General features: G+C 55.1%; 14 protein-coding genes and 2 rRNA genes. 2 read left to right on the top strand and 14 right to left on the bottom strand.

Features of this window, described 5'->3' with window-relative positions:
• Positions 1 to 22: 22 nt before the first annotated feature.
• On the top strand, positions 23 to 385 hold the full coding sequence (locus BMZ67_RS17330) for a YraN family protein (protein WP_092026271.1): 363 nt from the start codon (positions 23 to 25) through the stop codon (positions 383 to 385).
• A 2-nt stretch (positions 386 to 387) separates the two neighbouring features.
• Positions 388 to 978, top strand: a complete 591-nt coding sequence (locus tag BMZ67_RS17325; RefSeq protein WP_092026268.1) for a D-sedoheptulose-7-phosphate isomerase — start codon at positions 388 to 390, stop codon at positions 976 to 978.
• A gap of 27 nt (positions 979 to 1,005) precedes the next feature.
• Here BMZ67_RS17325 and BMZ67_RS17320 read toward each other — a convergent pair whose 3' ends face one another.
• The 14 genes from BMZ67_RS17320 to BMZ67_RS17255 form a co-directional block, all read right to left on the bottom strand.
• The gene (locus tag BMZ67_RS17320) at positions 1,006 to 1,410 is read right to left on the bottom strand and encodes a ClpXP protease specificity-enhancing factor (RefSeq protein ID WP_092026265.1); all 405 of its coding nucleotides are present in this window, start codon (positions 1,408 to 1,410) and stop codon (positions 1,006 to 1,008) included.
• A gap of 53 nt (positions 1,411 to 1,463) precedes the next feature.
• Positions 1,464 to 2,093, bottom strand: a complete 630-nt coding sequence (gene sspA / locus BMZ67_RS17315) for a stringent starvation protein SspA (protein WP_092026262.1) — start codon at positions 2,091 to 2,093, stop codon at positions 1,464 to 1,466.
• 109 nt (positions 2,094 to 2,202) lie between these two features.
• Positions 2,203 to 2,958, bottom strand: a complete 756-nt coding sequence (locus tag BMZ67_RS17310) for a cytochrome c1 (RefSeq protein WP_092026259.1) — start codon at positions 2,956 to 2,958, stop codon at positions 2,203 to 2,205.
• Complete coding sequence (locus BMZ67_RS17305) at positions 2,958 to 4,190, bottom strand: cytochrome b (protein WP_092026256.1); 1,233 nt, start codon at positions 4,188 to 4,190, stop codon at positions 2,958 to 2,960. Before BMZ67_RS17305 ends, BMZ67_RS17310 begins: the two co-directional genes overlap by 1 nt.
• Positions 4,190 to 4,786, bottom strand: a complete 597-nt coding sequence (gene petA, locus BMZ67_RS17300) for a ubiquinol-cytochrome c reductase iron-sulfur subunit (RefSeq protein ID WP_092026253.1) — start codon at positions 4,784 to 4,786, stop codon at positions 4,190 to 4,192. The genes BMZ67_RS17305 and petA overlap by 1 nt, the downstream gene beginning before the upstream one ends.
• A 235-nt stretch (positions 4,787 to 5,021) precedes the next feature.
• A complete protein-coding gene (gene rpsI / locus BMZ67_RS17295) occupies positions 5,022 to 5,414 on the bottom strand; it encodes a 30S ribosomal protein S9 (protein ID WP_092026250.1) in 393 nt (130 codons plus the stop codon).
• Between the two features lie 12 nt (positions 5,415 to 5,426).
• Positions 5,427 to 5,855 (bottom strand): 50S ribosomal protein L13, encoded by a 429-nt coding sequence (gene rplM / locus BMZ67_RS17290; RefSeq protein WP_092026247.1) that lies wholly within the window; start codon positions 5,853 to 5,855, stop codon positions 5,427 to 5,429.
• Between the two features lie 192 nt (positions 5,856 to 6,047).
• Positions 6,048 to 6,830 carry a TatD family hydrolase gene (locus tag BMZ67_RS17285; RefSeq protein ID WP_092026245.1) on the bottom strand — a complete coding sequence of 261 codons (783 nt, stop codon included), beginning with the start codon at positions 6,828 to 6,830 and terminating at the stop codon, positions 6,048 to 6,050.
• A 12-nt stretch (positions 6,831 to 6,842) separates the two neighbouring features.
• On the bottom strand, positions 6,843 to 8,423 hold the full coding sequence (gene prfC / locus BMZ67_RS17280; protein WP_092026242.1) for a peptide chain release factor 3: 1,581 nt from the start codon (positions 8,421 to 8,423) through the stop codon (positions 6,843 to 6,845).
• Positions 8,424 to 8,507: 84 nt separating this feature from the next.
• The gene (rimI, locus tag BMZ67_RS17275; protein ID WP_092026238.1) at positions 8,508 to 8,993 is read right to left on the bottom strand and encodes a ribosomal protein S18-alanine N-acetyltransferase; all 486 of its coding nucleotides are present in this window, start codon (positions 8,991 to 8,993) and stop codon (positions 8,508 to 8,510) included.
• Complete coding sequence (locus BMZ67_RS17270) at positions 8,990 to 9,811, bottom strand: hypothetical protein (RefSeq protein WP_092026235.1); 822 nt, start codon at positions 9,809 to 9,811, stop codon at positions 8,990 to 8,992. Before BMZ67_RS17270 ends, rimI begins: the two co-directional genes overlap by 4 nt.
• 28 nt (positions 9,812 to 9,839) lie before the next feature.
• Positions 9,840 to 11,390 (bottom strand): 2-isopropylmalate synthase, encoded by a 1,551-nt coding sequence (locus tag BMZ67_RS17265; protein WP_092026232.1) that lies wholly within the window; start codon positions 11,388 to 11,390, stop codon positions 9,840 to 9,842.
• A gap of 285 nt (positions 11,391 to 11,675) precedes the next feature.
• Positions 11,676 to 11,790, bottom strand: a 5S ribosomal RNA gene (rrf, locus tag BMZ67_RS17260).
• Between the two features lie 77 nt (positions 11,791 to 11,867).
• A 23S ribosomal RNA gene (locus tag BMZ67_RS17255) occupies positions 11,868 to 12,003 on the bottom strand; the annotation flags it as partial.

Raw genomic sequence — 12,003 nt, 5'->3', positions numbered from 1 at the left:
AACCCTGCAGGCCAAGGACGGCATGAATAGTAAAAAATTGGTCGGCGACCAGGCCGAACTGGTTGCCGCCAGGTACCTCGCCCGCCGCGGCGTCAAGATTCTGGAACGCAACGTCTACAGCCGTGGCGGCGAGATAGATTTGATTGGCCAGGACGGCCCCACCCTAGTGTTCTTCGAAGTGCGCTTTCGAGGCAACGGGGCACTTACCGGACCCGCAGAATCCATTGGCTACCAAAAGCAGCGACGACTGCTACGGGCTGTAGAGTATTACCTCCACCGCCATGGGAAGTGGGACTGCGAAGCCCGGATTGACGTCATTGCCATGTCTCCAGGGCGGTGGGCGAGATACGACATTCAGTGGATTAAGAACGCAATTCAAGGCTAAACATGAACGATGCTTACAGCTTGATCAACGGCTGGTTTGCCAGCCATATGGAACAAACTGCCCAGGCTGCCAGCGATACCGGCGAAGCCATTATCCACTCCGCTGATGCCGTAGTGGAGACCCTACTGGCAGACGGGAAAATCATTACCTGCGCCAATGGCAGCGCCAACATCCTGGCCCAGTACTTCTGCACCGCTCTGCTGAATCGCTTTGATCAGGACCGCCCCGCATTGCCCGCCATAAATCTCGGCGCTGATGCCACCACCTACTCCGCCATCTGTCGCGACAACCGCTTCAACGACACCTTTTCCAGACAAGTACGGGCGGTCGGCAAACCCCATGACCTGCTGATGGTCTTCGTGGACGACGGCCACAAGGCCAATTTGATCCAGGCGATCCAGGCAGCCCATGACCGGGAAATGCGCATCGTTGTACTTAGCGCCAAGGAGAAGACGGACATCACCTCACTACTCCATCCGGAAGATCATGAGATCACGCTTCATAACCTCGCCTCAAACGAAGCCAGCCCACTGATGCTGGTTATCCTCAACGCACTTTGCGCATTAATCGACAACAAACTGTTTGGCGCATAAAAAAAGCCAGCTTACGCTGGCTTTACACTACTTCACAACCTTGAGGGTCGGCCGGCCACTGGGGCGCTCCACGCCTCCTTTTCCGGAAGGCTCGTCCCCCGAGCCATCCGGGTCTGGAGCCCCAGGCTCACTGCCAAACGCCATCCCTTCGCCATTCTCCTTGGCATATATCGCAGTTACCGCCTGCAACGGGATAAACACCTGCATAGGGACGCCACCAAAGCGTGCGCTGAACTCAAGCGCAGAGTTACCAACAACCAGCCCCTTTACCGCCGAAGGACTGATATTCAGAACAATCTGCCCATTGGCAACGTGCTCTGTTGGAACCTGAACGCCCTGAACGCCCGCATCAACAACAATATATGGCGTGCAATCGTTATCCAGAATCCACTCGTTAAAAGCCCTTACCAAGTAAGGACGACTGGACATCATTCTGACGTTATTCTCAGCCACGCATTCCCCCGGCACCCGGCCTTAACCGGAAATCAGTTGCGAATATCTTCTTCCAGATCAGACAGGCTGGCCTTGAAGCTATCACGGGCAAAAATCCGATCCATGTACTTCAGCACAGGCTTGGCCTGCTTATCGGACAGCTCAATTCCCAGTGCCGGCAAACGCCAAAGGATCGGCGCAATACAGCAATCCACAATGGTGAATTCTTCAGACAGGAAATACGGCATTTCGCCGAACAGCGGCGCGGTAGCCAACAGACTTTCACGCAACTCCTTCCGGGCCGCATCCGCAGCCTTACCTGTCGGCTGCTCCAAGATTTGATCAACCAGCGCACACCAGTCCTTCTGGATGCGGTGGATCATCAACCGGCTGTTGGCCCGAGCTACAGGATATACCGGCAACAGAGGTGGATGCGGGAAGCGCTCGTCCAGGTACTCCATCATGATATTCGGCTCGTACAGAACCAGATCACGATCGACAAGCGTTGGGAGCGCGTTGTACGGATTCAGGTCAGCCAGCTCCTCGGGGGGATTTTCTGGATCGACATCAACGATATCCACTGTAACGCCTTTCTCTGCCAGAACAATCCGCACCCTGTGGCTGTAGTGGCTAGCTGGGTCAGAGAAAAATGTCATTGATGACCGCTTGGTCACAACGCCCATAGAGTTACCTCACGTTTAAACAAACCGAATGGATCCTGAAACGCAAAAATCCAGCGGATCACAAAACGTGACCCGCTGGAGTTAAAGCGCTCGGATTATACCCGAATTCTTAGTGTACGTCTTTCCAGTACTCACGATTGAGCAGGTAAGCGAACACGAAGAAGATAGCGATAAAGATGAGTACATAGATACCCAGGCGCTCACGCTCGACCTTGACCGGATCTCCCATGTACGACAGGAAGTTGGTCAGATCGTAGGCAAGACGATCATACTCAGCAGAACTCAACTCGCCTTCCAGAGCCCACTCAGTACAAACATCGCCGTCCCGCAGGGTACCACTCAGCGGGTCGATGTTCGGCGCATGCCCAATGGCAGGCGGAACCGCACACAGACCTTGCTGCTGAACGAACACATGCGGCATACCAACATTAGGGAATACCACGTTGTTTACGCCCAGGGGACGAGCCTCGTCTTTGTAGAACCCGCGGAGGTAGGAGTAGATCCAGCTTTCCCCGCGCAGACGCGACTCAAGAGTGAGGTCAGGAGGTGTATTACCAAACCAGGTAGCCGCCTGAGCCTTGTCCATAGAGATATGCATCAACTCACCGATCTTGGCACCGGTGAAAATCAGGTTCTCTTCATAAAGAGGCGCTGGCACGCCGATGTCATCCGCTACACGCTTATAACGGGCATACTCTGCGGAGTGACAGCCCATGCAGTAGTTGGTGAACAGGGCCGCACCGCGCTGGAGGGACTCCTTATTGGTGTGATCCGGCTCCATATGGTCCAGAGGCACGGCGCCACCGGCAGCCAGCCCAAGGGCTGGCAGGAGTGTCAAGAAAAGACCAACAATCAGCTTTCTCATTATCCTGAAACCCTCTCTGGTACTGGCTTGGTTTTTTCAATGCGGGTATAGAACGGCATCAAAATGAAGTACAGGAAGTACAGAGTCGTCAGGATCTGGGCGACAGTGGTACGACCTTCAGTTGCCGGAACGATGCCCAGGTAACCCAGAATGACGAAGCTGACCACAAAGATCGCAAGGGCAATCTTGCTCATCCATCCCTTGTAACGGATAGATTTAACCGGGCTACGATCCAACCATGGCAGGACGAACAGGATCGCAATAGCACCACCCATGACAACCACACCCCAGAACTTTGCAGGCAGACCAAACAGGTCAACGGTTACTGCACGGAGCATTGCGTAAAACGGCGTGAAGTACCAGACCGGCGCAATGTGCGCGGGGGTTTTCAGGCTGTTCGCCGGCTCGAAGTTAGGCTTCTCAAGGAACAGGCCACCCATTTCCGGGAAGTAGAACACTACGATACAGAACACGAACAGGAAGACACCAACACCCAGCAAGTCGTGAACGGTATAGTACGGGTGGAACGGGATCCCATCTTTCGGAATGCCGTTTTCGTCTTTGACCTTTTTGATGTCGACACCTTGCGGGTTGTTGGAACCCACTTCGTGCAGCGCCAGCAGGTGAAGTACCACCAGCCCCAGCAGAACAATTGGCAGTGCGATAACGTGCAGGGCGAAGAAACGGTTCAGGGTAATACCTGAAATCAGGTAATCACCACGAATCCACAGAGACAGGTCTTCACCAATAACCGGGATAGCCCCGAACAGGTTAACAATAACCTGGGCGCCCCAGTATGACATCTGACCCCAAGGCAGCAGGTAGCCCATGAACGCTTCAGCCATCAGCGCCAGGTAAATCAGCATACCGAAGATCCAGATCAGCTCCCGCGGTTTCTGGTAGGAACCGTACATGATGCCACGGAACATGTGGAGGTAGACCACAACGAAGAACGCAGACGCACCGGTGGAGTGCAGGTAACGCAACAACCAGCCCCACTGGACATCACGCATGATGTATTCAACAGAGGCAAACGCACCCTCGGCAGAAGGATTGTAGCTCATGGTCAGCCAGATACCGGTCACCAACTGGTTAACCAGAACGAGCATGGCCAGAGAACCAAAGAAATACCACATATTGAAGTTCTTTGGCGCGTAGTACTTGCTCATGTGCTTTTCGTAGGCTTCTACGATGGGCAGACGAGCATCAATCCACTGAATCAGCTTTTGCATTACGCGGCCTCCGGATCGAGCCCAACGGTAATCGTTGAGTCGTTATCGTAACGATAGGGGGGAACTTCCAGGTTCAGCGGAGCCGGCTGACTCTTGTAGACCCGTCCGGACAGGTCGTACTTGGAACCGTGGCAAGGACAGAACATGCCACCCAGCCAATCTGCACCCAGATCTTCCGGCGCCACATCCGGGCGATAGCTCGGCACACAGCCCAGGTGCGTACAGATACCCACAAGGACAACCAGCTCCGGCTTAATGGAGCGAGTATCACCTGTGATGTACGCAGGTTGCTGCGATGCTTCTTCTGAGTTGGGGTCTTTCACCCGCTCATTCATCTCAGCCAGGCCCGCGACCATTTCATCGGTGCGACGAATCAGCCATACAGGCTTGCCTCGCCACTCCACGGTGATCTGCTGACCGGGTTCCAATTTGCTGACATTGACGGTGACCGGAGCACCTGCCGCTTCCGCTTTAGCACTGGGATTCCAGGATGCCACGAAAGGAACAGCCGCACCGACGGCGCCGACACCACCCACCACCGACGTTGCACCGATCAGAAACCGGCGCCGGCCTTGGCTTACGTCGCCATTACTCATTATGGTTTTCTCCCATCAGGCGAGGCGCAGCCCGTCAAGCCGACAGTTGCGCTTCGAAAAGGACTTCACGACCCAAAATTATAAGCGCACAAATGGTAATGAAATTGCCTCATCCTTACAAGTCGCAAAGGCTTCGGCCGCAAGGCCTTAGAGGGCAACTTCATGACCTGAAGCAAATGTACAAACAAAAAACCCGGCATAAAGCCGGGTTTTTTGGGGTCCACGTCCAGCGTGATTAACGCTTGGAGTATTGCGGACGCTTACGCGCCTTACGCAGACCAACTTTCTTACGCTCAACCTTACGAGCATCACGGGTAACATAACCCGCCTGACGCAGAGCCGGACGCAGAGTTTCGTCATATTCCATCAGAGCACGAGTCAGACCGTGGCGAATCGCGCCAGCCTGACCACTGATGCCACCACCCTTAACAGTGATGGTGATGTCAAAACGATCGGTGGACTCAGCGACAACCAGCGGCTGACGCACGATCATCCGCAGAGTCTCGCGACCAAAGAATTCTTCAATGGAGCGACCATTGATAGAGATGTTACCGCTTCCCGGCTTGATAAAAACCCGAGCCGTGGATGTCTTGCGGCGACCAGTACCGTAATTTTGTGCTACAGACATATCCGCCTTCCGTTAAATGTCGAGTTCTTTGGGCTGCTGGGCTGCGTGAGGATGCTCAGCGCCGGCATAGACTTTCAGCTTTTGGAACATGGCACGACCCAGTGGTCCTTTCGGCAGCATGCCTTTAACGGACTTCTGGATAATTTGCTCAGGCGCCTTGTCAACCAGCTTCTCGAAGCTGATGGACTTGATTCCACCCGGAAAGCCGGTATGGCTGTAGTACATCTTGTCAGATGGCTTACGACCTGTTACCCGCACCTGACTGGCGTTGATAACAACGATGTAATCGCCAGTGTCCACGTGAGGGGTATACTCAGCCTTATGCTTGCCCCGCAGACGACGGGCGATCTCGGTTGACAGACGACCCAGCGTCTTGCCGGCTGCGTCTACAACGTACCAGTCACGCTTTACTGTTTCTGGTTTCGCACTCAGAGTCTTCATTGATTCCGCCTTGAACGCTATAAAGTAACGTTGAAAACCGCCCAGTAACCTTGGGAAGAGGTCGCCAGACAGCTTTTTACCTAAAATTTAGTAGGCAGAGACATCATTCGGGGCTGAGATAATGTCATCGCCTTGAAAAGCCAGGGCGCGAAGTATATCTGAACTACCTTTCAATGCCAACCCTGAGGCCGGCTATTTCGAGCATCCCTTATCCCAGCGAAACAGTGTTCGGGCATTTGCTGTCAATGCTTGCGCCAGCTCCGGCACCGACTCTGTCCGCAGTGACGCCAGGCACTCAAGAATTCTGGGCAGGTACACCGGCGAGTTCATTCCCTTCTCGACACCTTGCGGGGACATGTCGGGCGCGTCGGTTTCCAGCACCAGAAGGCCCAGTGGCAATTCCGCTACGGCCTGCCGGGTCTTTCGCGCCCGCTCATGGGTAATCACTCCTCCAACCCCAATTGAGCAACCCAAAGACGCAAACATCTTCGCCTGTTCAACACTCCCCGAAAAGCCATGAATCAACATGGGGACCCCCGGCTTCAATCGACGAATAACCGCAGCAACCTGATCGTGCGCCCGAACCGAGTGAACGACCAACGGCATTCCCAGCTCGCTTGCAATAGCAACCTGACGCTCAAACCAGGGAAGCTGCTCCTGCAGGCTTCCCCGCAACCGGTCCAGCCCACACTCTCCCAGCGCCACACAGCGCCCCTGCCCCTCAGCCAACATGCTGCGCAGTGCTTCGAGGTCGCGTTCATCATGCTCGCCAACAAACCACGGATGAATCCCGAGACAATAGTATAGATCCCGGGATAGCGCCGCGGTCTCAGTTACCCGCGACCAATCCGCACGCCGAACGCCGGGAATAACCACTCGGCCGACCCCAAGTCTTCCCAATTCATCCAGTATGGCCTGGCGCCGCCCATCAAACTGGGGGAAGTCGAAATGGCAATGGGCATCCACCAGCTCCATGGGCTACCCCCATCAATGTTCCCGGGTCTTATGGAACTTGACGTCTGGGTAGCGCTCTTCCGCCAACTGAAGGTTAACCATTGTTGGCGCAATGTAGGTCAACTGATCAGCGCCATCGAGAGCCACAAAATCATTCGCTTTGCGCTTGAACTCATCCAGCGCCTTGGCATCGTCAGACGTCACCCAGCGGGCCGTTGCCACGTTGATCGGCTCATAGACCGCCTCAACTTTATATTCACTCTTAAGGCGAGCCACGACCACATCAAACTGCAGCACCCCGACCGCGCCAACGATCAGATCGTTGTTCTTCATTGGCCGGAACACCTGAACCGCCCCTTCTTCAGACAGCTGGACCAACCCCTTCTGCAACTGCTTTGCCTTCAACGGGTCTTTCAGACGAATGCGCCGGAACAGCTCTGGAGCAAAGTTAGGAATGCCGGTGAACTTCATATCTTCACCCGCGGTAAAGGTATCCCCCAACTGGATCGTGCCGTGGTTATGAAGACCAATGATATCGCCAGCGTAGGCTTCATCGGCATGGGAGCGGTCACCAGCCATAAACGTCAGCGCATCGGCGAACCGCACGTCTTTGCCAATCCGGACATGGCGCGCCTTCATTCCCTGACTGTATTTGCCAGAGACGATACGAAGGAAGGCAATTCGATCACGATGCTGTGGATCCATATTGGCCTGGATCTTGAACACAAACCCCGAAAAGCCATCTTCAGTGGGATTCACGCTGCGGGTATCGGTGTCGCGAGCCTGTGGCGTCGGCGCCCACTCAACCAGGCCATCCAGCATATGGTCCACCCCGAAGTTCCCCAGGGCAGTACCGAAAAAGACCGGCGTGAGTTCGCCAGCCAGGAACGCCTCCAAATCGAATTCATGGGACGCCCCCTTAACCAATTCGATCTCATCACGGAGGTCGCCGGCCATACTCCCCAGACACTCATCCAGCTCGGGATTATCAAGACCGCTGACAACACGCTTCTCCTGAATGGTATGCCCCTGACCACTCTGATAGAGAATGACCTCATCCCTCAACAGGTGATAAACGCCCTTGAAGCCCTTCCCCATACCGATCGGCCAGGTGATCGGGGCACAAGCGATATTGAGCACCTCTTCAACCTCATCCATCAATTCGATGGGATCGCGGGTGTCACGATCGAGCTTGTTCATGAAGGTCAGAATCGGGGTATCCCGGAGCCGGGTCACCTCCATCAGTTTGATCGTCCTTTCCTCTACACCCTTGGCGCTGTCAATCACCATCAGGCAGGAGTCTACCGCTGTCAGCGTTCGGTAAGTGTCCTCTGAAAAGTCTTCGTGACCCGGTGTATCAAGCAGGTTTACCAAACGGTCTGCGTAAGGGAACTGCATAACTGACGTGGTGACGGAGATCCCCCGCTCCTTCTCCATTTCCATCCAGTCTGACTTGGCGTGCTGACCGGATTTCTTGCCTTTGACGGTACCCGCTTTCTGCAGCGCCTGACCAAACAGCAGAACCTTTTCGGTGATCGTGGTCTTACCAGCATCCGGGTGAGAGATGATGGCAAAGGTGCGGCGGTTGGCAACTTCCTGGGCAAGTGTAGACATAGAGCTAAACGACCTGATTCGGTATCGGATAAGTGGAGCGCTAGAAGCGCGGTATTATAGAGTGGCCGCGGGCCTGACGCTAACTCAGGATTGCGTCAGTGACAGGGACATAACCCGGGCGTCCTCACGACCGGCGGCGGACGGGTAATAGCCAGGACGCCGCCCGATTTCCCGAAAGCCTTCACCCAGGTAGAGCGCCGCTGCCGGCTGGTTGCTTTCGCGAACCTCCAATATGACCGCCACCATGCCGTCACCAGCCGACGTCGCCAAAACATGCCTCAGCAGCCGACGCCCCAGGCCGCGCCCCGTATTCACTGGCGACACACAGAGATTCAATAAGTGCGCCTCATCAAACTGGTAGGAAACTATGGCATAGCCATTAAGCTCTCCCCCTTCTTCCAACGCCCACAGGCGATAGTTGGAGTGAAAGCAGTCTTGGAAGACACCCTCATTCCAAGGGTGCGAATAGCTGAGGCACTCGATCTCAATAACCGCATCAAGATCACGCTCGGTAAGCGGGCGTATAATAAGGCCCGCCTCAAGTGTGCGCCGATAGGCTCTGGCGCTCACCGAACCCGCCCCCGAAAGTCTCGGAGTTGGGCCCACAGCTCCCGTTTACCGGCAGGATCGGTCGACAACGCAGCCAAGGACGAACCGAAGTCGACAAACGGTTTACCCGGTATGACTTTCAGCAAGCTATCTCGATCATCGCCTGACAGCTCAGGAGCAAGGCCCAACAACACTGTTTCGCGACCAGCGTAGCCGCGGCACTCATCTGCCACAACACGACAGAAACCGGAACGGTCATTTCCCGGCACCAAGGTATTGTTGAACACCGGCCACTGAATGCGGAACCCTTTCACATCCGGCTGATTAAGCGCCCTCAGGATATTTTTGGCGAGTGATTCCTGCAATTGGAAGCTGGCTTCATCATTAAGGGCGCTGACCAACATAACGCGATCACCGATCCAAAACCCCCAATGGGCGTGCAGTACCTGACGGGCATCTGCCACCTCAGACTCGACGGCCAGGGCCACCGCCTCATTAGTAATCTCATCAGGCAGCTCTGCCTTCGACGACGGCACCTTTTGAATGGGGCCCGGTTTCGCCTCGGGCTCCGCTGCCACCCCCTGCCCGGAAGAGGGCTGGGGCTCACCTGACATCAGCCCCTGAATCCTCGCAAGACGGTTGGCTCGATCCACATTCCCACTACGCAACGACGCAGCAGGTTCCACCGAAGCTTGTGGACTAACGGCTTCGGGCTCGGGTTCGGAAAAATCAAAGTCCGGGCTCGGGGCGGCACCAGGCAAAGGCGCACGGGCATACCACAGCCGGATGCCCGCCTGCGCAAGATAGAATTGCCTGCCTGCTTCGTTAAGCATCGCCATCAACGATCTAACCGCGCGCCTTTCTCATTCAGACATCGGCTCCCTGAGGATGCTGACGAGTCCCACCACGGCTGATCAGGTTTAAAGCCTCAATATAGGCCTTGGCAGAGGCGATAATGATGTCGGTGTCTGCTCCCACGCCATTGACGATACGACCGCCGCGCTCCAGCCGGACAGTCACTTCGCCCTGCGCATCCGTTCCACTGGTGATGTTGTTCACCGAATACAGCTGCAAGTTACAACCGGAATCAACCAACGACTCAATCGCCTTGAACGTTGCATCAACCGGGCCGCTGCCCTCGGCTTCAACCTTGTGCTCCCGCCCTTCCACCTTCAGCGTCAGACTAGCCTTGGGAACGACACCGGTTTCCGAACATACCTGCATGCAAACCAGCTCATAGAATCCTTCTTCATCGCTTTGATGGGTATCGCTCGCGATCGCCTGAAGGTCTTCGTCAAAGATTTCGTGCTTAAGGTCAGCCAGCGCCTTAAAGCGGGTAAAGGCTTCGTTCAGTTCAGACTCAGTCTCGAACTGAATACCCAGTTCCTGCAAACGGGTACGGAAGGCGTTCCGACCAGAATGTTTCCCCAATACCAGGCTGTTGGTATGCCAGCCAACATCCTGAGCGCACATAATTTCATAGGTTTCCCGGTGCTTGAGAACACCGTCCTGGTGGATTCCAGACTCGTGTGCGAAGGCGTTTGCACCGACGATCGCTTTGTTAGGCTGAACAGGGAAACCGGTAATGGTAGAGACCAGACGTGACGCAGGCACAATATGCTGGGTATCGATACGAGTATCGACGTTGAAGAGATCCTGGCGGGTACGAACCGCCATGACGATTTCTTCAAGAGAGGCATTACCGGCACGCTCACCCAGCCCGTTGATTGTGCATTCGACCTGCCGTGCACCGGCGGTCACGGCTGCCAGAGAGTTTGCAACAGCCAACCCAAGGTCGTTATGGCAATGGACTGAGAACACCGCCTTGTCAGCATTTGGGATTCTATTGAGGAGCTGATGAATGGTTTCACCAAACTGCTCTGGAATGGCGTAGCCCACTGTGTCTGGAATATTGATTGTACGAGCGCCCGCATCAATGGCCGCTTCAATGATACGACACAGGAAATCGAGTTCGGAACGCCCTGCATCTTCACAGGAAAACTCGACGTCATCAACGTGGCCTCGAGCCCTGGTGACCGCCCTCACAGCCTGCGCAATCACTTCATCCGGCTCCATCTGAAGCTTATGTTTCATATGGATCGGTGAGGTCGCGATAAAGGTATGAATCCTGCCTTTTGCTGCAGGCCGAATCGCCTCTGCCGCCCGGTCAATATCGTTGTCCAGCGCCCGAGCGAGACTGCAAACCGTTGATTCCTTGATTGTTTCCGCAATGCTCTTCACGGCTTCAAAGTCGCCCTGACTGGCAATGGCAAAGCCCGCCTCAATCACATCGACACGAAGCTTTTCGAGGGCCTTGGCAATACGCAGCTTTTCCGCCTTGGTCATGGTCGCACCGGGGCTCTGCTCCCCATCCCTGAGCGTGGTGTCAAAAATGACCAATTGATCTTTTGCGGACATGGCGTACTCCATCAGAAATTATTGGGCTGGTTTTCCCCGTGGAGTATATCACTGATTGGGGAATAGCGATTGTATTGGGGCAGGAGGAGAGGCATACAGCCAGTGCTGCGCACTGGAGACGATTCCCGGCCCGGGGCGAGACGCCCCGGTCGTTCGTTCCCTGGCAAAGCTCTGCTTTGCCTGTCCTGCGGGCATCGAGACTCACACTCCGTAGTGTCGCTCACATTTTCCGACCATAAATAAAAAACCCCAGTACATTGCTGTACTGGGGTTTCGGTATTAAGAGCCTGACGATGACCTACTCTCACATGGGCAACGCCACACTACCATCGGCGCAGGACTGTTTCACTTCTGAGTTCGGGATGGGATCAGGTGGTTCCAGACCGCTATGGTCGTCAGGCAAAACTGATGATCACTGGGTAAGGATGAGAAAGAGTTTAGCGATTTCGCGTTATCCGCAATTGTCTTGGGTGTTATATAGTCAAGCCGCACGAGCAATTAGTACTGGTTAGCTCAACGCCTCACAGCGCTTACACACCCAGCCTATCAACGTCCTGGTCTTGAACGGCTCTTAAGAAGGCTCGAGGCCTTAGGGAGATCTCATCTTGGAAGG

The organism is Marinobacter zhejiangensis, from assembly GCF_900114775.1.
Taxonomy (GTDB): domain Bacteria; phylum Pseudomonadota; class Gammaproteobacteria; order Pseudomonadales; family Oleiphilaceae; genus Marinobacter; species Marinobacter zhejiangensis.
This window is presented reverse-complemented; position numbering and strand designations above follow the sequence as displayed.